Source organism: Xanthomonas bonasiae (assembly GCF_014836395.1).
GTDB classification, from domain to species: domain Bacteria; phylum Pseudomonadota; class Gammaproteobacteria; order Xanthomonadales; family Xanthomonadaceae; genus Xanthomonas_A; species Xanthomonas_A bonasiae.
Genome location: NZ_JACSQX010000003.1, coordinates 90538 through 115792, shown reverse-complemented (window position 1 = coordinate 115792; position 25255 = coordinate 90538). Strand labels below are relative to the sequence as shown.

General features: G+C 70.3%; 23 protein-coding genes. 9 read left to right on the top strand and 14 right to left on the bottom strand.

The window, feature by feature from the left end; genetic code table 11:
* Positions 1–94: 94 nt before the first annotated feature.
* The gene (gene epmB, locus H9658_RS05550) at positions 95–1126 is read right to left on the bottom strand and encodes an EF-P beta-lysylation protein EpmB (protein ID WP_179563920.1); all 1032 of its coding nucleotides are present in this window, start codon (positions 1124–1126) and stop codon (positions 95–97) included.
* Positions 1127–1227: 101 nt separating this feature from the next.
* On the opposite strand from epmB, the gene efp reads away from it, so the two are divergent.
* From efp to H9658_RS05520, 6 genes are all read left to right on the top strand, one after another.
* The gene (gene efp / locus H9658_RS05545) at positions 1228–1794 is read left to right on the top strand and encodes an elongation factor P (RefSeq protein ID WP_179563921.1); all 567 of its coding nucleotides are present in this window, start codon (positions 1228–1230) and stop codon (positions 1792–1794) included.
* A 164-nt stretch (positions 1795–1958) separates the two neighbouring features.
* On the top strand, positions 1959–2606 hold the full coding sequence (locus tag H9658_RS05540; protein WP_191824653.1) for a TMEM175 family protein: 648 nt from the start codon (positions 1959–1961) through the stop codon (positions 2604–2606).
* 25 nt (positions 2607–2631) lie between these two features.
* Complete coding sequence (locus H9658_RS05535) at positions 2632–3966, top strand: TRZ/ATZ family hydrolase (protein WP_191824652.1); 1335 nt, start codon at positions 2632–2634, stop codon at positions 3964–3966.
* Positions 3967–4018: 52 nt separating this feature from the next.
* Entirely contained in the window at positions 4019–4756 is a 738-nt protein-coding gene (ubiG, locus tag H9658_RS05530) for a bifunctional 2-polyprenyl-6-hydroxyphenol methylase/3-demethylubiquinol 3-O-methyltransferase UbiG (protein WP_179563924.1), read from the top strand.
* Positions 4746–5456 carry a phosphoglycolate phosphatase gene (locus H9658_RS05525; protein WP_191824651.1) on the top strand — a complete coding sequence of 237 codons (711 nt, stop codon included), beginning with the start codon at positions 4746–4748 and terminating at the stop codon, positions 5454–5456. Before ubiG ends, H9658_RS05525 begins: the two co-directional genes overlap by 11 nt.
* Before the next feature lie 21 nt (positions 5457–5477).
* On the top strand, positions 5478–6179 hold the full coding sequence (locus H9658_RS05520) for an isoprenoid biosynthesis enzyme family protein (RefSeq protein WP_191824650.1): 702 nt from the start codon (positions 5478–5480) through the stop codon (positions 6177–6179).
* Positions 6180–6294: 115 nt separating this feature from the next.
* On the opposite strand, the gene H9658_RS05515 is transcribed toward H9658_RS05520, so the two are convergent.
* The 4 genes from H9658_RS05515 to eat form a co-directional block, all read right to left on the bottom strand.
* The gene (locus tag H9658_RS05515) at positions 6295–7476 is read right to left on the bottom strand and encodes a putative acyl-CoA thioester hydrolase (RefSeq protein WP_191824649.1); all 1182 of its coding nucleotides are present in this window, start codon (positions 7474–7476) and stop codon (positions 6295–6297) included.
* A 544-nt stretch (positions 7477–8020) separates the two neighbouring features.
* Entirely contained in the window at positions 8021–8848 is an 828-nt protein-coding gene (gene eutC / locus H9658_RS05510; protein ID WP_191824648.1) for an ethanolamine ammonia-lyase subunit EutC, read from the bottom strand.
* 11 nt (positions 8849–8859) lie between these two features.
* Complete coding sequence (locus tag H9658_RS05505; RefSeq protein WP_191824647.1) at positions 8860–10254, bottom strand: ethanolamine ammonia-lyase subunit EutB; 1395 nt, start codon at positions 10252–10254, stop codon at positions 8860–8862.
* 49 nt (positions 10255–10303) lie between these two features.
* Positions 10304–11671, bottom strand: a complete 1368-nt coding sequence (gene eat, locus H9658_RS05500) for an ethanolamine permease (RefSeq protein ID WP_406848106.1) — start codon at positions 11669–11671, stop codon at positions 10304–10306.
* A gap of 492 nt (positions 11672–12163) precedes the next feature.
* Between eat and H9658_RS05495 the strand changes: the two genes are divergently transcribed.
* Together H9658_RS05495 and H9658_RS05490 are read left to right on the top strand one after the other, a co-directional pair.
* Positions 12164–13849, top strand: a complete 1686-nt coding sequence (locus H9658_RS05495) for a sensor domain-containing diguanylate cyclase (RefSeq protein ID WP_191824645.1) — start codon at positions 12164–12166, stop codon at positions 13847–13849.
* Positions 13846–14802, top strand: coding sequence for a C40 family peptidase (locus H9658_RS05490; protein ID WP_225209781.1), 957 nt, complete (start codon positions 13846–13848; stop codon positions 14800–14802). Before H9658_RS05495 ends, H9658_RS05490 begins: the two co-directional genes overlap by 4 nt.
* Before the next feature lie 453 nt (positions 14803–15255).
* Here H9658_RS05490 and H9658_RS05485 read toward each other — a convergent pair whose 3' ends face one another.
* Genes H9658_RS05485 through yidD form a run of 3 tightly spaced genes read right to left on the bottom strand, consistent with a single transcriptional unit; the run spans position 15256 to position 17723 of the window.
* Positions 15256–16116 carry a M23 family metallopeptidase gene (locus H9658_RS05485; RefSeq protein WP_191824644.1) on the bottom strand — a complete coding sequence of 287 codons (861 nt, stop codon included), beginning with the start codon at positions 16114–16116 and terminating at the stop codon, positions 15256–15258.
* Positions 16116–17450: a dihydroorotase gene (locus H9658_RS05480; RefSeq protein ID WP_191824643.1), complete on the bottom strand. Its 1335-nt coding sequence runs from the start codon at positions 17448–17450 to the stop codon at positions 16116–16118. Before H9658_RS05480 ends, H9658_RS05485 begins: the two co-directional genes overlap by 1 nt.
* Complete coding sequence (yidD, locus tag H9658_RS05475) at positions 17451–17723, bottom strand: membrane protein insertion efficiency factor YidD (protein WP_179565541.1); 273 nt, start codon at positions 17721–17723, stop codon at positions 17451–17453.
* 130 nt (positions 17724–17853) lie between these two features.
* Here yidD and dksA point away from each other — a divergent pair, with 130 nt between their 5' ends.
* Complete coding sequence (gene dksA / locus H9658_RS23175) at positions 17854–18954, top strand: RNA polymerase-binding protein DksA (protein WP_191824642.1); 1101 nt, start codon at positions 17854–17856, stop codon at positions 18952–18954.
* Positions 18955–19254: 300 nt separating this feature from the next.
* Here dksA and H9658_RS05465 read toward each other — a convergent pair whose 3' ends face one another.
* The 6 genes from H9658_RS05465 to H9658_RS05440 form a co-directional block, all read right to left on the bottom strand.
* Positions 19255–19929 (bottom strand): hypothetical protein, encoded by a 675-nt coding sequence (locus tag H9658_RS05465; protein ID WP_003470093.1) that lies wholly within the window; start codon positions 19927–19929, stop codon positions 19255–19257.
* A gap of 68 nt (positions 19930–19997) precedes the next feature.
* Positions 19998–20849, bottom strand: a complete 852-nt coding sequence (locus H9658_RS05460; protein ID WP_191824641.1) for a hypothetical protein — start codon at positions 20847–20849, stop codon at positions 19998–20000.
* A 352-nt stretch (positions 20850–21201) separates the two neighbouring features.
* Positions 21202–21588 carry a hypothetical protein gene (locus H9658_RS05455; RefSeq protein ID WP_191824640.1) on the bottom strand — a complete coding sequence of 129 codons (387 nt, stop codon included), beginning with the start codon at positions 21586–21588 and terminating at the stop codon, positions 21202–21204.
* Between the two features lie 73 nt (positions 21589–21661).
* A complete protein-coding gene (locus H9658_RS22875; protein ID WP_225209780.1) occupies positions 21662–22537 on the bottom strand; it encodes a hypothetical protein in 876 nt (291 codons plus the stop codon).
* Positions 22538–22645: 108 nt separating this feature from the next.
* Positions 22646–24346, bottom strand: coding sequence for an outer membrane protein assembly factor BamB family protein (locus H9658_RS05445; protein WP_225209779.1), 1701 nt, complete (start codon positions 24344–24346; stop codon positions 22646–22648).
* A complete protein-coding gene (locus H9658_RS05440) occupies positions 24343–25242 on the bottom strand; it encodes an alpha/beta hydrolase family protein (protein WP_225209778.1) in 900 nt (299 codons plus the stop codon). Before H9658_RS05440 ends, H9658_RS05445 begins: the two co-directional genes overlap by 4 nt.
* Positions 25243–25255 lie beyond the last annotated feature (13 nt).

Below are 25255 nucleotides of genomic sequence, written 5' to 3'. Positions count from 1 at the left end.
AGGGTGCCGGGGAATGGGATGTCGCCGTCGTTCCCGGCGTCCCGGCTTTTGCTGTTCCGGGTCCCCGGTCCCGCGTCCCGAGTCCCGGCTCAACCTACAACGCGCGCTTGCCCGTATCGCCAGGGATCTCGCGCACCAGCTTCGGCACCAGATAGCCGGACAGCCGCGCAGCCAGGGCCTGGTGCAGCGCGCGCGCGGTGGCGTCGTCCACTTCGAAATGGGCCACGCCTTCGACCTTGTCCAATTGGTGCAGGTAGTAGGGCAGCACGCCGGCGGCGAAGCTGCGCTCGCTCAACGCGGCCAACGCGGCGACGCTGTCGTTGACTCCGCGCAGCAACACCGCCTGGTTCAGCAGTTGCGCGCCGGTGCCGCGCAGCTGCGCCAGCGCGGCATCCACGCTGGCGTCGAATTCGTTGGCGTGGTTGGCGTGGATCACGAACGCCACTGGCCACGGCAGCGTGCGCAGCCAGGCCAGCAGCGGCGCATCGACGCGCTCGGGCAGTACCACCGGCAGGCGGCTATGCAGACGCAGGCGCTTGAGGTGCGGAATGGCCGCCAGCGCCTCGCTCAGCTCGACCAGCTTGGAGGTGGCCAGCGACAGCGGGTCGCCGCCGGACAGGATCACCTCGTCGATGTCCGGATCGGCGGCGATCGCCGCCACCGCCTCGCGCCAGCCGTCGCGCGCCGCGGTCTCCTCGGCATACGGGAAGTGGCGGCGGAAGCAGTAGCGGCAGTGCACCGCGCAGCTGCCGGTGGCCACCAGCAGCGCGCGGCCGCGGTATTTCTGGATCACCCCGTCGGCCTTCTTGGCCGCGGCGTCGCCGACCGCGTCCAGCGCGAAGCCCGGCACCCGGCGCAGCTCGGCGTCGATCGGCAGCACCTGGCGCAGCAGCGGATCGTGCGGGTCGCCATGGCGCATGCGTGCGACGAAGCCGCGCGGCACGCGCAGCGCGAACTGCGTCGCAGCCTGTTCGGAGACGCCGAGCGCCTGCGGGTCCAGCCCCAGCAGTGCCAGCAACTCGCGCGGGTCGCGCACGGCATCGCGCCACAGCTGCTGCCAGCGCGGCGGGGCAAGGACGGCGGGGGACGGGGACGGCTGCATCGGGCGGGGGGCTGCGGTTATCATATGCGGTCATAAAACGAGTGCCCGCCGGTTGCGGCGGGGCTTTCCATTCTATCCGGCCGGCCGCCGAACGCGGCGGGTTTGCCTTACCCGAGGAGTTTCAGATGGCCAGCTACGGCATGAACGACGTCAAGACCGGGATGAAGATCCTGGTCAACAACGAACCCGCGATCATCACCGAGACCGAATACGTGAAGCCGGGCAAGGGCCAGGCCTTCACCCGCATCAAGTACCGTTTCATCAAGTCCGGGCGCGTGGTCGAAATGACCATGAAGGCGACCGACAGCGTGGAAGCGGCCGACGTGGTCGATACCAACATGCAGTACCTGTACACCGACGGCGAGTACTGGCACTTCATGCAGCAGGAGACCTTCGAGCAGGTGCAGGCCGACAAGGTCGGCGTCGGCGACGCCGCCAAGTGGATCAAGGGCGAGGAGGATTGCGTGGTGACGCTGTGGAACGGCACCCCGATCCAGGTCACCCCGCCGAACTTCGTCGAACTGAAGATCGTCGAGACCGACCCGGGCGTGCGCGGCGACACCTCCGGCGGCGGCGGCAAGCCGGCCACGCTGGAAACCGGCGCGGTGGTGCGGGTGCCGCTGTTCGTCGGCCAGGATGAAATCATCAAGGTCGATACCCGCTCGGGCGAGTACTTCTCGCGCGTCAAGTAAGCCGACGGCCCGCGCGGCCGGGCGGCATGTGGCCGCCCGCGGGCAGCGGCGCGGTGGACGGCAACAGGTCGCATGCGTTCGCCGCGTGCGGCCGCCACGCCCATGCAATGCCGAATCGCCGTGCGGCGATCGCGGCCGATCCGTTTCCAGGAATTCCCGCGACCATGAGCCACGCCGACAGCGCCGATGCCAAGTACCCGCACGACCGGGTCGTGTTCTTCAGCGATGCGGTCTTCGCCATCGCCATCACCTTGCTGGCGGTGGAGATCAAGGTGCCGGGGCATGCCCAGGTCGAGGCCGCCGGCGGCATCCTGGCCGCGCTGGACCGGATGTTGCCGCTGTTCATCGGCTTCGCGGTCAGCTTCCTGGTCACCGCGCTGTTCTGGAAGTCGCACCTGCAGTTGTGCCGGCATATCCGCCAGTTCGACGACCGGCTGATCTGGCTCAACGTGCTGCAACTGCTGCTGATCGGCCTGCTGCCGTTTTCCACTGCGCTGTATTCGGACTATTTCGGCAGCCAGCAAGCGTTCGCGGTGTATTGCGCGCATCTGGCCGCGATCGGTGCGGCCGCCTATCTGATGCACGCCTACGCGGTGCGCAAGGAAGGGCTGGTGCAGCGGCTGGGCGCGCTGCAGGCGCGGGCGATGACGCTGCGCGTGGCGGTCGCGCCGGTGGTGTTCGCGCTGTGCATCCCGCTGGCGATGGTCGCCCCGCTGCTGGGGCGGCTGGGCTTCGTGGCGGTGTTCGTGCTGCAGTGGGTGGTGATGCGCGTGTACCGGCGGCGCATCCTGCTGGCAGCCGCGGCGACTTGATTCTTCCTTTTCCAGAGCATTTGCGATGACCTCCATTCCCGAATCCTGCGACCTGCTGATCGAAGCCGGCTACGTGGTCCCGATCGAGCCGCATGCGGTGGTGCTGGAAGACCACGCGGTGGCGGTGCGCGGCAGCGAGATCGTCGCGGTGCTGCCGCGCGCTGAGGCGCACGCGCGCTTCGCCGCCGCGCGCACCGTGTCGCGTCCGGACGCGGCGCTGCTGCCGGGCCTGGTCAACGCGCACACCCACAATCCGATGACGCTGCTGCGCGGCATCGCCGACGACCTGCCGCTGATGGTGTGGCTGCAGCAGCACATCTGGCCGGTGGAGACCGCGGTGATCGGCCCGGAGTTCGTCGCCGACGGCACCGCGCTGGCGATCGCCGAGATGCTGCGCGGCGGCACCACCTGCGCCAACGAGAACTACTTCTTCTCCGACGTGCAGGCCGCGGTGTACAAGCAGCATGGTTTCCGCGCGCGGGTGGGCACGGTGATCATCGATTTCCCGACCGCCTGGGCCAAGACCTCCGACGAATACTTCGAACGCGCCTGCGAGGTGCACGACCAGTGGCGCGACGATCCGCTGATCGGCATCGCCTTCGCCCCGCACGCGCCGTACACGGTCAACGACGCCAACTTCGAGCGGGTGCGGATGCTGTCCGACCAGCTCGACGTGCCGGTGCACCTGCACACCCACGAGACCGCGCAGGAAATCGCCGACTCGCTCAAGCAGTACGGCCAGCGCCCGCTGGCGCGGCTTGACCGGCTCGGCCTGGTCAACGACCGCCTGATCGCGGTGCACATGACCCAGCTCACCGACGCGGAGATCCACCTGTGCGCCGAGCGCGGGGTCAGCGTGGTGCATTGCCCCGAATCCAACCTCAAGCTCGCCTCCGGCTTCTGCCCGGCCTGCGCATTGCAGCGGGCGGGCGTGAACCTGGCGATCGGCACCGACGGCTGCGCCAGCAACAACGACCTGGACATGTTCAGCGAGAACCGCACCGCGGCGATCCTGGCCAAGGCGGTGGCCAACGACGCCACCGCGCTGGACGCGGCCACCACGCTGCGCGCGGCCACGCTGGGCGGCGCGCGCGCGCTGGGCTTCGGCGAGAAGATCGGTTCGATCGAGGTCGGCAAGCAGGCCGACCTGATCTGCGTGGACCTGTCGGCGCTGGAGACCCAGCCGCTGCACAACGTGCTGTCGCAGCTGGTGTATGCGGCCGGCCGGCAGCAGGTCAGCGACGTGTGGATCGCCGGCCAGCGCAAGCTCGAGCAGCGCATGCTGGTGGATATGGACGCCGACGCGCTGGTCGCCAACGCGCGGCAGTGGCGCGAGCGCATCCGCAGCGTGCACGCCTGATCCGCTTTACTGCCGTGCCGCGATCCGCGCGCGGCCCAACCGAGATGCCGCCATGACCGCTTCCGCTTCCAACACGTCCGCCAACTTCGACCAGGCCGAACTGGACAAGTTCGGCGCGCTGGCCACCCGTTGGTGGGACGCCGACGGCCCGCAGAAACCGCTGCACGCGCTGAACCCGGTGCGCCTGCGCTACGTCGCCGAGCGGCTGCCGCTGCGCGGCGCCAGCGTGCTCGACGTGGGCTGCGGCGGCGGCCTGCTCAGCGAGGCGCTGGCCAAGGAGGGCGCGCAGGTCACCGCGATCGACCTGTCGCCGGAGCTGGTCAAGGTGGCGCGGCTGCACCAGTTCGAATCCGGGGTGGAGGTCGACTACCGCGTGCAGTCGGTCGAGGACCTGGCCGCCGAGCGCCCGGGCAGCTTCGACGCGATCACCTGCATGGAGATGCTCGAGCACGTGCCCGATCCGGCGGCGATCGTGCGCGCCTGCGCGACCCTGCTCAAGCCCGGCGGCCAGCTGTTCCTGTCCACGCTCAACCGCACCCCGGCCGCGTTCGCGCTGGCCATCGTCGGCGCCGAGTACGTGGCGCGGCTGCTGCCCACCGGCACCCACCGCTACCAGGATTTCATCAAGCCGGCCGAGCTGGCGGCGTGGCTGCGCCAGGCCGAGCTGCAGCTGCACGACGTCAGCGGCATGCTGTACGAGCCGTGGCGCAACCGCGCGCGGCTGTCCACGCGCACCGAGGTGAATTACCTGGCGTGTGCGGTGAAGCCGGGAATCGGGAATGGGGAGTAGGGAATCGGCACTGCCGCCGCGCGACGGATTCCCGCGCGCGGTGCTATTCGACCTGGATGGGACGCTGCTGGACAGCGCGCCGGATCTGCTGGCCGCGGCCAATGCGCTGCTGGCCGAGCGCGGGCGTGACGCGCTGACCCTGGAGCAGCTGCGCCCGGTGGTGTCCAAGGGCTCGCGGGCGATGCTGGGCGTCGCCTTTCCCGAGTTGCCGGCCGCCGCGCGCGATGCGCTGATTCCCGATTTCCTGCGCCAGTACGAAACTCTGATCGGCCGGCATTCGCAGTTGTTCGACGGCATCGCGGCGTTGCTGCAGCGGCTGGAAGACGCCGGCTGCCTGTGGGGCATCGTCACCAACAAGCCCGAATATCTGGCGCGGCTGATCCTGCCGCAGCTGGGCTGGGAACGGCGCTGCGCGGTGCTGATCGGCGGCGACACGCTGGCCGAGCGCAAGCCGCACCCGCTGCCGCTGCAGGTGGCCGCACAGCGCATCGAGGTGCCGCCGGCGCAGGTCGCCTACGTCGGCGACGACGAACGCGACATCCTCGCTGCGCGCGCCGCCGGCATGGCCTCGGTGGCGGTGCTGTGGGGCTACCGCCTGGACGGCGAGGATCCGCTGGCCTGGCGCGCCGATGCGCTGGTCGCCGCGCCCGCCGACTTGTTTGATGCGCGCGCCTGGCCGGGCGCGCCGCAGCTTCCCTGACCTTCCGGACTTCCCGATCGCATGAGCAGCACCTCCGCCCTGGATGCCTTCCTCGACAAATGGCGCAGCCGCTGGCCGGAATGGACGGTGGCCGAGACCTTCGTGCCGGCGCCGCAGCGCGCGCGCGCGGTGGCCTGGTTCGCGCTGCTGCAGGAATTCGACGACATCCTCAACATCGCCGGCGATCCGCTGCCGGCCGACGCCAAGCTGGCGTGGTGGGGCGAGGAATTGCGCAGCTGGGCCGGTCGCCGCTCGCGGCATCCGCTGGGGCGGGTGCTGGAGCCGGTCGCCGCGCCATGGGCGCAGCTGGCCGAGGCCTTGCCGGGGCTGCTCGCCTCGCGCGCGGCCGCGGCCGATCCGGCGCATGCCTACGAGCGCCTGGAGGCGTTCGCGCTGGCCGCGGCGCAGGTCGAATGCGCGGTGTTCGAAGGACAGCGCGACGCGGCAGCGGCGCTGGCCACGCAGGTGCTGGCGCAGCGGCTGGCCGACGCCGGCATCGCCGCGGTGCCGCTGTCGCTGCGCGGCGGCGAGGCGGCGCAGGCGCAGCAGCGCTGGGCGCAGGCCTTGCTGCAGCGCTGGCCGCGGCGCGTGCACGGGCCGCGGCCGCGGCGCATCGTGTCGGCGCTGGCGCGTGCGCGGATCGCGCAGCAGGCCCGCGCCGTGCGCAAGCCGCCGAGCGCGATGGCCACGCTGTGGCGCGCCTGGTGGGCCGGCCTGGGCTGAGCGCCGGGCCGGTCCGCAGCCCCGTTCCTGCGCGCGCCCGGGGCCGCGTCGTCCCCGGGCGCAGACGCAGGTCGGCTTCCTGCGGCGCGCCCCGCTCCTGGAGCGGCGGCGCGCCCTAGTCGGCGCTGCCGGCGCCGCTGTTGGCGTACTCGTAGAAGCGGTTGGCCGATTGCGTGCAGCCGCTGCTGCAATACGGCCGGCCGACCGTGGACGCGTTCCATGGCGCGCTCTTGCGCACGTGCGCGCCCAGGCTGGATTCGCGGATCACCACCTTGCCGTTGGGCGAGCTGCCGTTGACGTAGTTGGACAGGCTGCCGACGCTCTCGTCCCAGGCGCGGCCCAGGTACACGGTGTTCGCCGACGGGCTGCCGACCGCGTCGAAGGTGCTGGCGACGGCCAGGAAGCCGTAGCCGCTGCCGGGGCGGGTGCTGGGGGCGAAGATCACCCCGCCGTTGCCAGCGCCGCGGCGCGCGGCGGTATAGCGGATGGTGCTGCCGGAGAACACCGCCACGCCGGAGCCGAAGATGAAGTCGGTGTCGCCCTCGATGCTGCCGCCCTTGAAGAACGCGCGGATCACCGTGTTGGCGCTGCCGGCGCTGACCAGCAGGGTGTCCTGGTTGCCGGTGAGCGCCACGTTCTCCAGCACCGCCTTGTCGCCGCGCAGCGCCAGCGCCACCGCCGACTGGTTGCTGCTGGCGTAGGTGTCCTCGACGTAGCTGTTGACGATCGCCAGGTTGCGCGCCTGGAACTGCGCCGCGCGCACGGTGACGGTGCCGCTGTCGGAGGTGCCGACGGTGGTGCTGGCCGCGTTGCTGGCGCAGGGGTGGGTGGCGCTGCCGCTGGGTTTCGGCGTCGGGTTGGCGTTGCCGAAGCTGATGGTGGTGTTGGCCGGCGCGCTGCCCAGGCCGAACAGGGTGATCGGCGGCGCCGCCGCTGGGACGCAGACCACCTCCTTGTAGGTGCCGGGCTTGACGCTGATGTAGCGCCGCATCGTGCCGCCAGCCGCGACCGCGGCATCGACCGCGGCCTGCACGGTGCGGTAGCGGGTGGAGCCGTCGGCGGCGACCGCGTAGTCGGCCGTGAGCAGGGCGACGCCGGCGCTGGGGTTCCAGTTGTCGGTCGTCAGCGCGCCGATGGTGCCGGCCTGGGCCAGGTGCTTGGCGACGGTCTGGTTGGTCGCCTCCGAGCTGGTCAATTGCGGCCTGGAGGCGGTACCGGTCAGCGCCCAGGCGGTGGCGATGGCGCCGCCGGCCAGGGCGAGGGTGGCGGGGATCTGGAACCAGCGCGATGCGGTCATGGCGGTGCTCTCTCGGTTGGGATGGGGCCTGCGCCACAGCGGCATACCGTCGCCGACAGGCGATTGATACCGGTGTCATCCGGTGGCCGCATGGTGGCGATCGGTGGCCATGGCGTGGCCGGCGCGAATGCTAGGCGCGCCTTGGCGCGCTGCCGTTCGATGCCGCAGCCAAATCCCGGTTGTGGCGGAGCGATCACGCTTTGGCGCCGGACGCGACCCGGCCGCTGTCGTCGTCGGCGCGGCTTGTGTGATCGGTTGCAGCGCCTGCGCGGAATCGGATCCCAGGCCAGTCGGCGGCCCCGTGCGCGCGTCGCGCAGGCTGCTGCGTTGCGCCACGGCGCTGCGCGATGCCCGACAGGATCGCAGGCCACGTTTTCAGGCGGAGGCCCGACGCCGGCAGCGTGGGTGAGGGCGCGTTGCCGAAACGGGGCCGCGTGCAGCGCCTGCGCTTGCCGGGACCGCCGGTTGCGCGCGCAGCTATGTGTCTGCGGCGGCGCTGTCCATGGCGTGGACAGTCGGGGCGGGGCTCAGTCCCGGAGCCGACTTACTCGGGGATCAGGAAATTGCCCAGCGGCTTGCGTGGCGGATCGTCGTCGGCCGACAGCGCCGGCGTGTCGGCCTGGTCCTTCAGCTGCACGCCGGACAGCTGCCGTCGGCACGCCTCGCGCATCAGCCAGGCCAGTTTGTGCGCGGCCTGCGCATAGCTCAGGCCGGCCTCGCGCACATTGGAGATGCAGTTGCGGCAGGCGTCGTTGAGGCCCACGCGCGGGGCGTAGGTGAAGTACAGGCCGAGGCTGTCCGGCGAGCTGAGGCCGGGGCGCTCGCCGATCAGCACCACGCTCATGCGCGCGTCCAGCAGTTCGCCGATCTCGTCGCCGATCGCCACGCGGCCCTGTTCGACCAGCGCCACCGGCGCCAGCGTCCAGCCTTCGGCCGCGGCCAGCGCGTCGATGCGTTCCAGCATCGGCGTGGCGTGGCGATGCACCGCCAGCGCCGACAGGCCGTCGGCCACCACCACGGCCAGGTCGTAGCTGCGGTGTTGCATGGCGATACGGCCGCGCAGTTCGTCAACCGCATCCTCGCTCAGCCGGCGGCCCAGGTCGGGCCGTTGCAGGTAGCTGTGGCGGTCGGCCGCGGCGCTGCGCAGCGCGACGTGTGCGCGGCCGCGCGCGTCCAGCGCCGCGGCCAGCGGCGCCGGATCGAAGCGCAGGTGCACCGCGTCGCGCGCCTGCGCATGCGCGAACTGGAAGTCCAGTTGCGCCGCGGTCGGCAGGCTGGTGCCGGTGCGGCCCAGGGCGATGCGCGCCGGGGTCAGCCGGCGCAGCGCGGCCCAGGAATCGGCGCGGGAGGAACGTTCGCTGTCGTCGTGCATGCGCGGCCCGCTCAGCTCAGTTGCGCCAGCGCGCGCCGGAACGCGGCCGGCGGCTCGTGGCCGAGGCGGAAGCGGCCGTTGTCCAGGCGCAGGATGTCCAGCCGCTCCAGCCACGCCTCGAACTCCGGCGCCGGGCGCAGGCCCAGCGCCTGGCGCGCGTACAGCGCATCGTGGAACGAGGTGGTCTGGTAGTTGAGCATCACGTCGTCGGAGCCGGGGATGCCCATGATGAAGTTGATCCCGGCGGTGCCGAGCAGGGTCAGCAGCACGTCCATGTCGTCCTGGTCGGCCTCGGCATGGTTGGTGTAGCAGATGTCGCAGCCCATCGGCACGCCGAGCAGCTTGCCGCAGAAGTGGTCTTCCAGGCCGGCGCGGATGATCTGCTTGCCGTCGTACAGGTATTCGGGGCCGATGAAGCCGACCACGGTGTTGACCAGCAGCGGCTTGAAGCGGCGCGCCACCGCGTAGGCGCGCACCTCGCAGGTCTGCTGATCCACGCCGTGGTGCGCGTCGGCCGACAGCGCGCTGCCCTGGCCGGTCTCGAAATACATCACGTTGTCGCCGACGCTGCCGCGCCTGAGGCTCAGTCCGGCTTCGTAGCCTTGCTGCAGCAGCGCCAGGTCGATGCCGAAGCTGGCGTTGGCCTGCTGCGTGCCGGCGATGGACTGGAACACCAGGTCCAGCGGCACGCCGCGTTCGATCGCCTCGATCGAGGTGGTGACGTGGGTCAGCACACAGGCCTGGGTCGGGATCTGGTAGCCGGCGATCACCGCGTCGAGCATCTTCAGCAGTTCGCAGATGGTCTGGGTGTTGTCGCTGGCCGGGTTGATCCCGATCACCGCATCGCCGTTGGCGTACAGCAGCCCGTCGAGCACGCTGGCGGCGATGCCGGCCAGGTCGTCGGTGGGATGGTTGGGTTGCAGGCGGGTGGACAGCCGCCCGCGCAAGCCGAGCGTGTTGCGGAACGCGGTGACCACGCGGATCTTCTGCGCCACCAGGATCAGGTCCTGGATGCGCATCAGCTTGGACACCGCCGCGACCATCTCCGGAGTCAGGCCCGGGGCCAGCGCGGCCAGCGCGGCTGCGTCGGCCGCTTCGCCGAGCAGCCAGTCGCGGAAGCCGCCGACGGTCAGGTGCGCCACCGGCGCGAACGCGGCGGCGTCGTGGCTGTCGACGATCAGCCGGGTCACCTCGTCGTCCTCGTAGGGAATCACCGCCTCGTGCAGGAAGTGCCGCAGCGGGAGATCGGCCAATGCCATCTGCGCCGCCACCCGCTGCGGCTCGCTGGCCGCGGCCAGCCCGGCCAGGCGGTCGCCCGAGCGCGCCGGCGTGGCCTTGGCCAGCAGGTCCTTGAGGTCGTCGAAGCGCCAGGTCTGGCCGCCGACGCTGTGTGCGAAACCGCTCATGCCGGATCCTCCTGCAGGCGCCCGCGCGCGGCGGGCGCCGTGTCGTCGATCATGCCTCGCCGCTGGCCTCGGCGGCGATGACGCCGCCGTTGCCGCGCAGGCTCAGCGCGCAGCAGCCTGCGCCGAGCAGCATCAGGCCCAGGAACAGCAGCGCCAGCAGCGCGTTGAACCACACCATCGCCGCCAGGCACACCACTGCCAGCAGCAACGCCAGCGCCGGCACCAGCGGATAGCCCGGCGCGCGGTAGCTGCGTTCCAGCTGCGGCTCGGCGCGGCGCAGCTTGAACAGGCTGAGCATGCTCATGATGTACATGACGATGGCGCCGAACACCGACATGGTGATCATCGCCGCGGTCAGCGACATGCCCTGCACCTGCACCAGCCCGTCGCTGTAGATCGCCGCCACGCCGACCACGCCGCCGGCCAGGATCGCGCGGTGCGGGGTGCGGAAGCGCGACAGCCTGGCCAGGCCGTGCGGCAGGAAGCCGGCGCGCGCCAGCGCGAAGAACTGCCGCGAATAGCCGAGGATGATGCCGTGGAAGCTGGCCACCAGACCGAACAGGCCGATCCACACCAGCATGTGCAGCCAGGTCGAGTTGTGCCCGACCACCGCCTTCATCGCCTGCGGCAGCGGATCGTTGATGTTGGACAGGGTGCGCCAGTCGCCGACGCCGCCGGCCATGATCATCACCCCGAACGCCAGCGTCACCAGGGTGAGGATGCCGGCGATGTAGGCGCGCGGGATGGTGCGCCTGGGGTCCTTGGCCTCCTCGGCGGCCATCGCCGCGCCCTCGATCGCCAGGAAGAACCAGATCGCAAACGGAATCGCGGCGAAGATGCCGCCGATCGCCGCCACGCCGAACGTGTCCGACCCGGCCCAGCCGCCGCGCACGAAGTTGGCCACGCTGAAGCCCGGCGCGACCACGCCCATGAACACCAGCAGCTCGATCACCGCCAGCACCGTGACGATCAGTTCGAAGGTGGCGGCGATGCCGACGCCGAGGATGTTCAAGGTCATGAAGATGGCATAGGCGCCGACCGCGGCCAGGCGCGGGTCCAGGGTCGGGAACTGCACGTTGAGGTAGGCGCCGATCGCCATCGCGATCGCCGGCGGCGCGAACACGAACTCGATCAGGGTGGCGATGCCGGCGATCATGCCGCCGGCGGTACCGAACGCGCGCAGGCTGTAGGCGAACGGGCCACCGGCGTTGGGGATGGCGGTGGTCAGTTCGGTGAAGCTGAAGATGAAACAGGTGTACATCACCGCCACCAGCACGGTGGTGACCAGGAAGCCGAGCGTGCCGGCGGCGCCCCAGCCGTAGCTCCAGCCGAAGTACTCGCCGGAGATCACCAGGCCCACGGCGATGCCCCACAGGTGCAGGGTGCCGAGGGTGGGTTTGAGCTTGTCGATCGTCATTGCGCACATCTCCTGGACGGGGGGAGGGAGAGCGAACGCCGCGGCGAACCACCGCGGGGACTGCGATTGCGCATTGCGCGCCGTTGCCGGCGCCGGGCCAGCCGCCTTTGCGCTGGCCGCCTCACGGTTATACCGCAAAGCAGCATGGCGCCGCGGGTTCGCTCCGCAGCCGCATTTGGATACGATCGATGGCGGCGGCTGCGCTATCCTCGGGCGCAGATTTCAGGGGGCCGTCAGTCCGGTGCGGGACGGGCCACGCCGTGTTGGCGCGGACGCGACGAGGAAGACCGAGTGGATGTAGGCCGATGAGCGAGCGCACGATGCCGCGGTACCGGGCGCGCTCAAGCGCGTTCCGTCGCTCTGTCGTGGCCGTCGTCCAGGCGGGGGAGGGCGCCGCTGGCGAGCGGCGCGCCCGTCGTGGCGCCAGGCGCCAGCGGTTGCATGCCGGACACATGGCCCGTCCCCATCGCGCCGGCCGGCCCTGATCGACGTATGACGCGTTTGTGCCGTTGCTCGCGCTGGCTGCTGTTGCTGTGTCTGTGCGTGGCCGAAGGCGCGCTTGCGCAGCGCGTGCACCTGCAACGCCTGCCGGCCGATCCGCCGGCCGCCGAGGTGGTGGCGGGCGCGCATCTGGCGCAAGTGCAGGACGGTGCGCATGGCAGCGCCCTGTACGAGCCGCTGAAGACGCCGACCTGGTGGCGCGGCCGCGCCGACCGCGCGAGCGGCGCGGACGGCGATCCGCAACTGGTGCTGCAGGCGCCGTACCTGACCCAGGTCGAGGCCTGGGTGCCGGGCCAGGCCGCGCCGACCAGGCACGCGCTGTACGGCGCCGATGCCGACCTGCGCTATTCGACCCGCGCGCTGGTCATCGCGTTGCCGCACGGCCTGCCGCAGGGCGCCTCGGTGTGGCTGCGGGTGCATGCGCCGGCGGCGATCCCGATGCCGGTGTCGATCGCGCCGCTGGCGCAGGTGCACCGCGACGACCTGCACTACGTCGGCTGGCGCGCCTTCATCATCGGCTCGACCGTGGTGCTGGCGATCCTGGCGATCGCGCTGTGGGCACGCCTGCGCGAGCGGGTCTACGGCTACTTCACCGCCAACGTGTTGTGCGTGCTGCTGTATCTGCTGGGCATCGGCGGCGAAGCGCGGGCGGTGCCGGGCCTGGACATCCTGTTCGCTTCTTCGCCGGCGCCGATACGGATCGTGGCGGCGCTCGGCGGCTTCTTCATCATCAATTTCCAGCGCCGGCAGCTGGAAATGCACCGGCACCTGCCGCGGCTGGACCGGGTGCTGCAGGCCTGCGCCATGCTCTTGCTGTGCATCGCCGCGGCGTGCGCGATCTCGACGGCGGCGTGGCTGAGCCTGCTCGGCAACCTCACGCTGATCGTCGGCGCCATGTTGCTGCTGCCGTGCTCGCTGCTGCTCGCCTTGCGCGGGCAGCGCTACGCCTGGCACCTGCTGGCGTCGTGGGCGCCGCTGCTGACGTTCTGCGTGTTGCGCTGCCTGGAACTGAGCGGATGGCTGCGCCTGGACCAGGCCACGCCCTGGGTGGCGCACGGCATCAGCCTGGCGCTGGCCAGTTCGTGCCTGCTGGTGACGATCGGCCTGGCCGAACAGATGCTGGAACTGCGCCGCGACCGCGACCGGGTGAACCGGCTGGCGACGGTGGACGGCCTCACCGGCATGCTGACCCGCGCGGCGATGCAGCAGCGCCTGGCGCAGGCGCTGCTGGACGCCGCGGCCGCCGCGCAGCCGCTGGCCGTGGCCTATATCGACATCGACCACTTCAAGCGCATCAACGACGTGCATGGCCATGCCGCCGGCGACGACTGCCTGCGCTGGGTCGCCGCCTGCGCCCGCGCGCGCCTGCGCAGCACCGACACGCTCGGCCGCCAGGGCGGCGACGAAATGCTGGTGTTGATCCCGGGCGCCACGCTCGCCGCGGCGCAGCGCGTGGCCGAGGACATCCGCCGGCATCTGCACGAACAGCCGCTGCAGCATGGCGGGCAGACGCTGTCATGCACGCTGAGCGTCGGCGTGGCCCAATGGCAGCCGGGCGAGAGCATCGAGTCGCTGCTGCAGCGCGCCGACGCCGCGCTCTACGCCAGCAAGGCCGCCGGCCGCAACCGGGTCAGCGTATCCCCCATCACGTCCCCCCACGAGGAGTCGCCGCCATGACCGCACGTCCCGCCGTTTCCCCGATCGATCCCGCGCAACTGCGCGTCGCCGACATCCTGCTGCAACTGGGCCGCGGGCCGGTCTCGGAACTGATCGCCTGGTGCGGCGACAGCATCTACAGCCATGCCGCGATCGTGGCCGACCAGGGCGACCTGATCGAGGCCGCGGCCAAGGGCGTGCGCCGCTATCCGCTGCAGCAGCGGTTGGCCGATACCGGCAACTATCTGCTGATCGACGCCTATCGCCCGCTCAGCTATGCCGGCGTCGCGCTGGACGATGCCGATCGCGCCAGCGTGCTGGCCAAGGCGCAGTCGCTGCTCGGCGTTCCGTATCCGCTGGACAGCCTGGCCACGCTGGGCGTGCTGGTGGCGATCCGCGGCAAGTGGCCGCAGCACTGGCTGGCGCGGATCGTGGTGCGCGAGGCGCTGGATCATCTGGTCCGCGACAACCCCTCGCACATGGTGTGCAGCGAGGTGGTGTATCGCGCCCTGGCCGAATGCGATGCGCAACCCAGCGGACGACTGGCGCCGCAGATCGTGCTCAGCGGGCCGACCCACCTGCCGTTTCCGGACATGGACTGGAAGGCGCTGTGGGAGGAGGTGTGGCAGCTGTTGCATCCGCAGCGGCAGCAGGCGCTCGGCGACGTAGCGCAGCGCCTGGCCGCAGTGGAAGGCGCGCCGGCGGGCATGCTGGCGGCGTCGCTGACCGCGGTCGGCGACGACGCGCTGGCCGCGCGCGCCAATGCGGTGCGCGCCGGGCTGGGCCTGGAGCCGCTGCCGGTCACCACGCAGGCGGAGGACGATGGTTCGCTGCTGCTGGAGGCGGCTGCCGACGCCACGCCGACGCCGCTGCCGCATCCCAATCCCAAGCTGGTGATGCCGCTGGACCTGGCCAACAGCCCTTCGCACGTCGTGCTGGGCCGGCTGTTGCAGGCCGAGGATGCGCTGGCGTAGCGCAGGCTGTTGACGCAGGAATTTCGTAAGCTGCGAAAGTGCGTTTGCGGATGGTGTCTGTCGCGGCTGAAGCCGCTCCTACAAGGTGCGTGGGCACTTGCCGCGTGCACTGTAGGAGCGACTTCAGCCGCGACCATGTCCGAAGCCGGAAGGTTCACCGCTGCGCCGACCGCGACTGAAGTCGCTCCCACAAAAGCAGTCGCTTCGTGCGCTTCAGTACGAGCAGCGGATCGATACGCACATCGCGAGACGCGCCGTGCCAGGCGAACTTCTCGGCCGCGCGATGAAAACGCGCCGCCGCGCGCCGCAGCAGGCGAACCGCCAGACGGTTACTTCGTCCGCTCCAGCACCAACAGCGGATCGATGCGCACGTCGAACCGCGCAAGACGAACGCCTCGGCTACGGAGATGAAGAACGCGCCGCCGCGCGCCGCAGCAGGCGAACCGCCAGTGGTTACTTCGTCCGCTCCAGCACCAACAGCGGATCGATGCGCACGTCGAACCAGTTCATCCCCCAATGCAGATGCGGACCGGTCGCGCGCCCGGTGGCGCCGACCGCGCCGAGCACCTGGCCCTGGGCGATGCGGTCGCCGACCTTCACGTCGATCCGCGACAGGTGCAGGAAGTTGGAGCTGACCCCGTAGCCGTGGTCGAGCAGCACGGTGCCGCCGGTCAGGTACAGGTCCGGCGCGGCGAAGGTGACCACGCCGGCGGCCGGCGCCTTGACCGGGGTGCCGGTGGGCACGGCGATGTCCATGCCGGAGTGGCCGGCGCCGGGTTGCCCGTTGTACACGCGGGCATTGCCGAAGCGGCCGCTGATGCGGCCCTGCACCGGCCAGATGAAGGGCGTAGCGAAATCGGTGCGGTCGTCGTCGCGGTCGCGCGCGGCGGTGACCTGCGCCTGTTCGCGCTTGATGCGCTCGGCGATCGCCGGCGGCGGGTTGACCGTCTTCGGCGGCACGCCGTTGACGCGTTCGAGCGGCCAGTCGCGCGGGGTCACCGCGATGTCGATGCTCTCGCTGCCGCCGTCGGCGCGCTGCACCAGGATCCGCAACGGGCCGCGTTCGTCGCGGCCGATGCCGAACACCACGCTGCCGTAGCCGCTGACCCGCAACGTGCGACCGGCGTACTGCACGCGGCTGCCGGGCGCCACCTTGCCGATCACCAGCGCGCCCTGCGAGGCGCTGGCGGGGAACACGCTGCGCGTGTCGGCGCTGGCGGCGGACCCGGCCTGCGCCTGCAGCGACGGGATCGCCAGCGCCGACGCCAGCAGGCCGAGCGCCAGCGCGGCGCCCGGCACGCGTGCGCGCCGCATCAGCGGTCGAACGCCAGGCGCTGCCCGTTCGGGCTGCCGACCAGGCGCGCGCCGTCCCAGGCCAGTGCGCCGTTGACCCAGGTCGCGGCGATCTTGGAGCGGAACGTGCGGCCTTCGAACGGCGACCAGCCGCACTTGGACAGGATGTCCTCGCGGCGCACGGTGAAGGGCGTATCGTCGATCAGCACCAGGTCGGCGTGATAGCCCTCGCGCAGGAAGCCGCGCTCGTGCACGTCGAACAGCAGCGCCGGCGCATGCGCGAACTTGTGCACCACCTGGGCCACGCCGAGCCGGCCTTCGTGCACCAGCTCCAGCGCCGCGACCAGCGCGTACTGCACCAGCGGCAGGCCCGACGGCGCCTGCGCATACGGCTTGCTCTTCTCTTCCCAGGTGTGCGGCGCGTGGTCGGTGGCGAGCACGTCGATCACGTCCTCGGCCAGCGCGCGGATCAGCGCTTCGCGGTCGCTGGCGTCCTTGATCGCCGGGTTGCACTTGATCAGGTTGCCCAGCGCCGCGTAGTCGGCGCGGTCGAAGCGCAGGAAGTGGATGCAGGTCTCGGCGGTGATGCGCTTGCCCTGGATCGGGCCGGGCGCGAACAGCGCCAGTTCGTCGGCGGTGGAGATGTGCAGCACGTGCAGGCGGGTGCTGTGCTTCTTCGCCAGCGACACCGCCAGTTGCGAGGATTTGAGGCAGGCCTCGCGCGAGCGGATGTCCGGATGCATGTCCGGGGTCAATGCGTCGCCGTACTTTTCCTTGAACGCGGCCAGGGTCGCGTCGATGGTCGGGGTGTCTTCGCAATGGGTGATGATCGGGGTCGGCGCGTCGCGGAAGATCGCGTCCAGGGTCTGCGGGTTGTCGACCAGCATGTTGCCGGTGGAGGCGCCCATGAACACCTTGATCCCGGGTGCGGTCTTCGGGTCCAGGGTCTGGATCGCGGCCAGGTTGTCGTTGCTGGCGCCGAGGTAGAAGCCGTAGTTGCCCCAGGCGCGGCCGGCGGCGGCGTCGTACTTGGCCTGCAGCGCCGCCGCGTCCAGGGTCGGCGGGTTGGTGTTGGGCATGTCCATGAAGCTGGTCAGGCCGCCGGCCACCGCGGCCGCGGACTCGCTGGCGATGTCGCCCTTGTGGGTCAGGCCGGGTTCGCGGAAGTGCACCTGGTCGTCGATCATGCCGGGCAGCAGCCAGCGCCCGGCGGCGTCGACCACGGTCTCGCCCTCGCGGGCGGCCAGGTGCGGGGCGATCGCGGCGATGCGGCCGTCGGCGATGCGCAGGTCGCCCTGGGTTTCCTGGCCTTCGTTGACCAGGCGGGCGTTGACGATGAGGGTGGAGGAGGACATTCAGTGTTTTCCTGGGCAGCGGCAGGCCGGCGGCGCCGCGGGATCGGGCACCGGGTCGAACCCGCCGGGATGGAAGGGATGGCAGCGGCCGACGCGGCGGGCGGCCATCCAGCCCCCGCGCAGCGCGCCGTAGCGGGCGATGGCGGTGACCGCGTAGGCCGAGCAACTGGGCACGAAGCGGCAGCGCGGGCCCAGCAGGGGGCTGATGAAGCGCTGGTACAGGTGCAGCAAGGCGATGAGAGCGCGGGCGATCACCCGGCCATGATATGCCAGTTGCGCAACGGGCCGTCGCTCACCGGCCTGTCGTTCACCGGCGTGTAGACGGTGTGGTTGCCGCTGGGGGTAGGGTAGGCTATAAAGGCCCGCTTTCCCGGGCCCCGGGGAAACCAAGGAAGAGCGATTCGTGGCTGCTAAAAAACCTGCAAAGAAGGCCGTCAAGGCCGCCAAGAAGCCCGTCCAGCCCGTTGCCAAGAAGGCGACGGCGTCCGCTGCTGCCAAGCCGCTGAAGAAACCGGTGGCCAAGCCGGCAGCCAAGCCGGCGCCGGCCAAGAAGGCCCCGGCCAAGCCAGCCAAGGCGGTGGCGAAGAAGCCGGCGCCCAAGCCGGTTGCCGCCGCGCCGGCCAAGAAGGCCCCGGCCAAGCCGGCCGCCAAGCCAGCGAAAGCCGCCGCCAAATCCAGCGCCGCGCCGGTCGCCAAGCAGGCGGCAGCCGCAGCCAAGCAGGCCACGCCCGCAGTGAAGCCAAAGCAGGCCACCGCCCCGGTCGCCCCGGCGGTGTCCAAATCCGTACCGAAGCCGGCTGCCAAGCCGGCGCCGGCCAAGTCTGTCCCGGCCAAGGCCGCCACGCCCGCCGCAGCACCGGTTTCCCAGCCGGTCGCCGCCAAGCCCGCTGCGCCCTCGGCCCCGCCACATAAGAATCCCGTGTCCGTTTCGAAATCCTCCGCGAAAACCCCCACCAAATCCGAATCCACCCCCAAGGCGCCGATCGCCAAGCCGACCGGCAAGGTCGCCGTCGCGGTGACCGCCAAGTCCAACACCCCCGCCAAGCCGGCCAAGTACAAGGTGGTCGAGTACAAGACCGACGAAGCGACCGGTCGTCCGATCCTGCCCAAGGGCTACAAGCCGGCCGGCGACGAGGAGTACATGAGCACGCTGCAGCAGGAGTACTTCCGCCAGCGCCTGCTCAACTGGCGTGCCGACCTGGTCGAGGAATCCAAGCAGACCATCGAGAACCTGCGCGACGAAGTCCGCGACATCGGCGACGAGGCCGAGCGCGCCACCCGCGAGACCGAGAACTCGCTGGAACTGCGCACCCGCGACCGCTACCGCAAGCTGATCGGCAAGATCGACAGCACGCTCAAGCGTCTGGATGCCGGCGACTACGGCTACTGCGTGGATACCGGCGAAGAGATCGGCCTGGAGCGCCTGGAGGCGCGCCTGACCGCCGAGCGCACCATCGATGCGCAGGAGCGCTGGGAACACCTGCAGAAGCAGCAGGGCGACTGACTCGCCAACACCCGCGTCTGCGTTCGCCCAAGGCCCTGCTCGCGCGGGGCCTTGTGCTTTCTGGCCGTCCGCGCCGATCCGGCGGGCCCGGTCGACCGGCCGCCAGGCGTGCGAGCCGGTGCCGCGGCGGTGGACGGGAGCCCGGTGGCGATGGCGTCCGCGCCACGTGCGGCCGCTTCGCCTGGTGCGTCGGCCATGGCGCGTGCGCAGGTCTCGCGAACGCCGCCGATCCCGATTCGGCCCACCCGCGCCGCGCTGCGGCGCACGCCGCTCACCGCGCCGCGGGGACGACGCCGGCATTCAGCGGACGCCGTTGACCAGGCCGCTCTTCGCATCCTTGAGCAGTTGCAGGCCGGGCAGGCCGAAGCTGTCCAGGTCCGCCTTGCTCGCTGCGATGTTCAGCCCGACGATGGCCGAGGTGTCCGGATCCACGTCCACGCCCAGCGGCATGGCGGCGAACTGCACGTAGTCGCGGCTGTCGTTCCATTGCGGGCGGCCGCCGATCGCCTGGAGCAGGCGGTCGATGTGGGTGCCGGCCGGCTGGCCGAGCAGGTCGAAGGGCAAGGGGACGTTCGGATCGGCGAAGGCGATCAGGTTGGTGACCCGGTCGTTGCGGAAGCCCACGGCCAACTGGCTGTGGACGAGCGTGCCCGCCGGACGCGGATGGCGCGCCAGTTGCGCGTTGAGCTCGCGCGGGTACAGGTACACGACGCTGAGCGTCTGCGGGTGTGCGGCATCGGCGCGGGTGACGTCCGGCTGGCCGAGCGCGGCCAGGACCTGTTGCTTGCGCATGCCCAGCGCGACCGGGCCGATGCGCGTGCACGGAGCGGGCAGGGTGGCCGCGCTGGCGGAGGCGGCGAAGGCCTGCTGCAACGCGCGCGTGCAGGCAGCGGCGTCGCTGCCGGCGGCGTGGGCCTGCGCGACGGCCATGCCGAAGGCGAGCAGGCCGAACAGCGAAAGGGATCGGGGTGTCATGGGGATCTCCGTAGCGTGTCGTGGTGAATGAGGCCGGGATGCGCATCCCGGCCTCACCGCAGGGTGAATCAGTTGCCGTGCCAGCCTTCGCGGTGGCCGTAGGCCGTGACGAAGGCGCTCTGCTGGGCGCTGGTCAACGAGCTCCACTGGTCGGTCGGATTCAGGCCCGAATTGGTGGTGATGGTGGTGATCATCTCCGCGGTCGGGTTCTCGCTCGGCGGCGACCAGGTGCTGATGATCTGGCTGAGCGTGGCGGTGCCGTTGTTGTTGTCGTTGATCCGGTTCATGTTGGCCACTGCGGCGTCGAGCCCGGCCTGGGGATTGGAGAAGATCGCGAAGCCGCGATCGTTGCCGAGCGAGCCGTGGTCGTCGGCGAAGCTGCCGGAACGGATGTCGAGCGGGTTGTTGTCGCGGTTCGGGTGGGTACCGGTGACCTGCTGGGTGGAGCCGTCCGCCGCGGTGTAGGTCACCGTGGTGCCGCTGGCCGATGCGGAGGTGGCCGGATTGGCGTTGCTGCCGGCGCCACCGTCGCCTTCGCCACCGTCGCCATCGCCATCGCCATCGCCGCCGTCACCGTCACCATCGCCGTCACCGTCGCCGCCATCTCCCTCGCCGCCATCGCCTTCTCCGCCTTCGCCTCCCTCACCACCTTCGCCACCTTCGCCACCTTCACCGCCCTCGCCACCTTCACCGCCTTCCCCGCCTTCGGCCTCGATCGGTGCGTCGAACTCGGCGGCGGTCTGCATCGCCACCGCCTTGTGCATCGCCGCGTGGTGATGGTGGTGGGTCTTGGCCTTGGCGTGGTGCGCCTTCTTGTGCGCCTTGGCATGATGGATCGAGCTGGAGAGCGGGTGCGCGCCGATCGAAGCGCGCGTGCCGCCGGCGACCATATCGATTTCGATGATATCGAGCGTTCTCATGTAGATCCTTTGACATGTTGCGGGGAAGGAGCCGTCCTCGCTTCGGCTGATCCGGCCGCACGGCGCATGGCCGCACGCCCGGATCGATCCTGCCGCGCGCGCTGCGCTGCGGCGACGCGACAAGCGTGCGGCCGGCCGTGGTCTCCTCGGCTGCGCGCAAACGCTCGAACGCGTAGAGATGGTTCATGCAGAGCGGCATACGGATGCGTCCCGGGAACCGGAGAGCATCGCCACGCCGAGGGTCGCTTGCGGCCGCAGGCCGGCGCGACGTGGTAGCCGGCACTGCGTGCCGCGTGCCACGCGTGGCTCCGGCAATCGCGCTTTCCGCAAGGATGAGCAGCGTGCCGAACGATCACATCCGGCGTTGCGCCTGCTCTCCCTCGCTGGAACACACCCGCTTCAACTGCAACTGGCGGACGGTCCAATGCGACGGCGTGTCGATCGTCCCGCTCGCGTGCACGTGGTAGGCGGGACAGTCCGCATCTTCCTCGGGATTGTCCTTGATGTCGCAGCTACCCTCGATCAGGAACGTGTGGGCTCCCTTTGCGGCGCTACGGGTGAATGTCAGGTTCGGGCACTCCCCGAACGTCCTCGCCAGGACGATGTCGTTCTTCAGGACGTAGGCGAGCGCCTGTTGAGCTTCGTTGCCGGGTGCGGGTTGCATCGCCTGCAACGACCCTTGCGCGGCGAAGACGAGAAGCGACGCCATGCACATGCGCGGCAGCCAGGAGGACTTCATGGGGAATCTCCGATAGGTGATTGTCTTCCGGGCCGGAGCGGTTCCGGCCCGGAAGAGGGGACTGGGATCCGGGTTACTTGAAGACGCTGATATGGACGTGCGTCGTGTCGCCGCTTTCCCGGCTGGCGGCGGTCCAGTCTGCGGTGGGACTCGACCTGATGAAATTGCCGGCGGGGCCTTCCACGTAGCTGACGTTGGGATCGTTCATCGCGGCATTCTCCAGCGCCTGCGCGTTGTCGAAGCCCGTGCCGCTGGTGCCGACGTGCACGTCGTTGATGATGTTGATGTCGACGGCGTTGCCGGTGTAGTGGGCGGAGTTGGGAGTGTGGCTGCCGTTGGTCGTGGCGGAGATGTCGATGCTGTTGACGCCATCGTCGTTGTCGAGCACCGAGTTCAGCGCCGAGGCCATCTTGGACGTGACCGGATTGTCGCTGCTCGAACCGTCTTGCGTGTTCTGGTAGGTGATCGAAACCGTCCTGCCATCGCTGGTCTGGTGGCTGCTGCCTATGTTGGTATCGGCCGGCCCGTTGCCGTCCGCATCGTTGCCGTCGTCGTAACCGCCGCCGCCGTCGCCTTCGCCACCTTCGCCGCCTTCGCCTCCTTCGCCGCCTTCGCCTCCTTCGCCTCCCTCGCCACCCTCACCGCCTTCGCCTCCCTCACCACCCTCACCACCCTCACCACCCTCACCACCTTCGCCACCTTCGCCACCTTCGCCACCTTCGCCGCCTTCGCCGCCTTCGGCCTCGATCGGCGCATCGAACTCCGCGACCGTCTGCATCGCGGCCGACTTGTGCATCGCCGCGTGGTGGTGATGGGCCTTGGCCTTGGCGTGGTGCACTTTCTTGTGTGCCTTGGCGTGATGGATCGAGGTGGACAACGGGTGCGCGCCGATCGAAGCGCGCGTGCCGCCGGCGACCATGTCGATTTCGATGATATCGAGCGTTCTCATGTTGATCCTTTGACATGTTTTGCGGGGAAAACCGTCCTCGCTTCGGCTGATCCGGCGGCACGCCGTTTCTGGCCGCGCGTCCGGATCGATCCTGCCGCGCGCGTTGCGCTACGACGACGCGGCAAGCGCCTGGCCGGCCGCGCCTTCCCCGGCCTCGCGCAAGCGCTCGAACGCGTAGAGATGGTTCATGTAGGTAGAGACGAAGATGCGCCGGCCGTCCGGCGAGACCGCGACGCCGTTGGTGACCGCATCCGGCAGTTGCAGCACGCCCTTGGTTTCGAGCGTGTCGATGTCGATCTCCACGACGCGGCCGCCATTGCTGCCGACGATGACCCGATTGCCCACGCGCTTGGGCGAGGCATACACCCGCGCGCGCAGATTGATCTTCTTGAGCAGCTGCATGGTGTCCACGTCGATGACGTACAGATGCCGGTCGCCGGAGCCGCAGAACAGCTTGTTGCCGGCGAACAGCGGCGTGGTGTAGCAGATCTCGTCGGTCTGCCATTCGCCGCGCTTCTCGCCGGTGGCCACGTCGAGGAGGTAGATCGACTTGTCGAAGGAGGCGAAGGCGGTCAGCCGGCGCTGTTCGTCGACGGCGGGCGCGTATTTCACCGAGCGCCGCGTCGGGAAGCGCCACACGATGCGGCCGGTCTTGGCCTCGAGCGCGAGCGTCTCGTGATCGGCGCTGCCCCAGATCACCAGGTCGCCGCCTTCCCAATAGCCCGGCGAGCCGTGCTGCAGCTTTTCGACCTGATGTTCCCAGACCTTCTCGCCCGTGCCCATGTCGTAGGCGGCCAGGCTGCCCTGCGCCCAGGGGCGGACGTACTCGATGCCGACATACAGCAGGTTGTGCTGCGGCAGCAGCAGTGGCGAGGCGCCGATCCAGTCGCCGTCCGGATGCGTCCAGATCTCCTCGCCGCTCTGCGCGTCCAGGCAATAGACGGTGCCGTTGTAGGCGCCGAAGTACAGGCGCCCGTCGTGATGGGCGGGGCACGACCAGATGCCTTTCTTGGTATAGGCCGCGCCGGTCACCTGGTATTCCCACAGCAGCCCGCCGGTCTCGGCGGAGAACGCCTGCATCTTCGCCGCGTCGCAGCCGCGGAAGATGGTGTCGCCGACCAGCAGCGGCGCGGACTTCGGTACCACGTGATAGGCGAAGCCGCCCGGTGTCGCCGTTCGCCACAGCTCGCGGTAGGCCTGCGTGGGGTGCGGCGTGCTGTGGTCCGGCGGAAGGTCGAAGTCCTTCAGGGTGAACAGCGATTGCACGGCGATGCCGTGGGTCTTGCGCCACTGCATGCCGGCCCTGGACAGGAAATCGACCACCACGAACACCTCGCCCAGCGGGTGGCCGGCCATGGCGATGACCGCGCGCGCCTTTTCGGCGCTGTTGCCGGAGTTGAGCGAGTCGTCGACCAGCACGATCGGCAGGTCCAGTACCTCGCCTTCGATCGCATTGCCCAGGCCTGTGGTCTTGCGGTCCTTGCGGATGATGAAGCCGTTGACCGCGCCGCGTTCTTTCGGCGCGGTCAGCAGCAATGCGGTGAGCAGCGGGATCGCCGCCGTCTCCAGGCCGCCGAGCTGGAACGGTTCGCGGCTGGCGTTGCGCTCCCAGAACGCGTGGGCGATCTGCTCGAGCGCCTCGCGCTGCATGAACACCCGGCGCAGGTCGAACAGCCAGGTGTAGGCGCCGCCCTTCTTGGTGATCAGCGGAATGTTCTCGGCCGCGGTGTGCAGGCCGATGGTCTGGATGATGTCCCGGATCGATTGCATGGTCATCGTGTGCTCTGCGCGGGTGGTCGGGGAGGTCATGGGGACGCCGCAGCGTCCAGCGTCTTGAGGTAGGCATCGACCGGCGGTCCCCAGATCGCGGAGCCGCGGCGGCCGAAGAACAGGTGATGCCCGTCGTCGCCGTAGGCGGCGGGCGCGACCAGTTCGGCACGGCCGCCGGCCTGCACGAAGGCGCGATGCAGCGCCGCGGCCAGCGCCGGGTCGAAGAAGCTGTCGTTGCCGGTGTAGATCCACAGCATCGGCGTGCTTGCGGTCGTGCCGAAGCGGCCTGCCGCCTCGACCAGTTTTTCCGGCGCGCAATTGCTGTTGGCCCGATCGTGGAAGTGGCCGCCGCGGCCGCCGGCCATGTTGACGAAGGCCGCGACATTCGGATGCGGCAGGCTGTCGTAGGCCAGCGTGCCCCAGCCGCCGGCGGACTGGCCGACGACGATGGCGCGGTCCGGGTCGAGGCCGGGCAGGGCGGTGACGAAATCCACGATCGTCTTGAGCTGCCGCGCCGTCTCCAGGCCGGCCTTGGCGTAGTCGGCGCGGTCGCAGCCGTCGTAGCCTTCGGTCCAGGGGCCGCCGGTCGCGCCGTAGCCCAGCCGCAGCACCAGCGCGACGGCGTAGTGCCGGTGCAGGAACCATTGCGCGGATTCGCCGCTGCAGCTCTCCAGCGTCATGCCCGGCCGCTCCGACGCTTTCGCCGGCGAGCCGTGCGCGATCACCACCAGCCGTGGGCGATGCACGCCCTCGGGGCGGCACAGGCGCCCTTGCAGCGTCCATGGATGCCCGCTGTCGTCGGCGATCGGGATCCGCAACGGTTCGCCCAGGTCGGCGCGGCTGCGGCCGAGAGCGTCCGCCTTCGCCGCGTGCGGCGCCACGGCGAAGGCCAGGAGCGCCGCCACGAGCGCGCTGCGTGGCATGGTGGTCTGCATCGGAAGTCGTCTC

Excerpts from the sequence above, each read along its gene's own strand:
- H9658_RS05515 (WP_191824649.1), bottom strand. The coding sequence starts at position 7,476 with ATGACCGCATCGCGCTGGTTCCAGATCCCCGCCACCCTCGCCCTGGCC.
- H9658_RS05535 (WP_191824652.1), top strand. The coding sequence starts at position 2,632 with ATGACCTCCATTCCCGAATCCTGCGACCTGCTGATCGAAGCCGGCTAC.
- H9658_RS22875 (WP_225209780.1), bottom strand. The coding sequence starts at position 22,537 with ATGAGAACGCTCGATATCATCGAAATCGACATGGTCGCCGGCGGCACG.
- H9658_RS05520 (WP_191824650.1), top strand. The coding sequence starts at position 5,478 with ATGAGCAGCACCTCCGCCCTGGATGCCTTCCTCGACAAATGGCGCAGC.
- epmB (WP_179563920.1), bottom strand. The coding sequence starts at position 1,126 with ATGATAACCGCAGCCCCCCGCCCGATGCAGCCGTCCCCGTCCCCCGCC.
- H9658_RS05480 (WP_191824643.1), bottom strand. The coding sequence starts at position 17,450 with ATGTCCTCCTCCACCCTCATCGTCAACGCCCGCCTGGTCAACGAAGGC.
- H9658_RS05485 (WP_191824644.1), bottom strand. The coding sequence starts at position 16,116 with ATGCGGCGCGCACGCGTGCCGGGCGCCGCGCTGGCGCTCGGCCTGCTG.
- H9658_RS05525 (WP_191824651.1), top strand. The coding sequence starts at position 4,746 with ATGGGGAGTAGGGAATCGGCACTGCCGCCGCGCGACGGATTCCCGCGC.
- H9658_RS05505 (WP_191824647.1), bottom strand. The coding sequence starts at position 10,254 with ATGAGCGGTTTCGCACACAGCGTCGGCGGCCAGACCTGGCGCTTCGAC.
- eat (WP_406848106.1), bottom strand. The coding sequence starts at position 11,671 with ATGACGATCGACAAGCTCAAACCCACCCTCGGCACCCTGCACCTGTGG.
- H9658_RS05460 (WP_191824641.1), bottom strand. The coding sequence starts at position 20,849 with ATGAGAACGCTCGATATCATCGAAATCGATATGGTCGCCGGCGGCACG.
- H9658_RS05465 (WP_003470093.1), bottom strand. The coding sequence starts at position 19,929 with ATGACACCCCGATCCCTTTCGCTGTTCGGCCTGCTCGCCTTCGGCATG.
- H9658_RS05440 (WP_225209778.1), bottom strand. The coding sequence starts at position 25,242 with ATGCAGACCACCATGCCACGCAGCGCGCTCGTGGCGGCGCTCCTGGCC.
- H9658_RS05490 (WP_225209781.1), top strand. The coding sequence starts at position 13,846 with ATGACCGCACGTCCCGCCGTTTCCCCGATCGATCCCGCGCAACTGCGC.
- H9658_RS05495 (WP_191824645.1), top strand. The coding sequence starts at position 12,164 with ATGACGCGTTTGTGCCGTTGCTCGCGCTGGCTGCTGTTGCTGTGTCTG.
- H9658_RS05445 (WP_225209779.1), bottom strand. The coding sequence starts at position 24,346 with ATGACCTCCCCGACCACCCGCGCAGAGCACACGATGACCATGCAATCG.
- ubiG (WP_179563924.1), top strand. The coding sequence starts at position 4,019 with ATGACCGCTTCCGCTTCCAACACGTCCGCCAACTTCGACCAGGCCGAA.
- eutC (WP_191824648.1), bottom strand. The coding sequence starts at position 8,848 with ATGCACGACGACAGCGAACGTTCCTCCCGCGCCGATTCCTGGGCCGCG.
- efp (WP_179563921.1), top strand. The coding sequence starts at position 1,228 with ATGGCCAGCTACGGCATGAACGACGTCAAGACCGGGATGAAGATCCTG.
- H9658_RS05455 (WP_191824640.1), bottom strand. The coding sequence starts at position 21,588 with ATGAAGTCCTCCTGGCTGCCGCGCATGTGCATGGCGTCGCTTCTCGTC.
- H9658_RS05540 (WP_191824653.1), top strand. The coding sequence starts at position 1,959 with ATGAGCCACGCCGACAGCGCCGATGCCAAGTACCCGCACGACCGGGTC.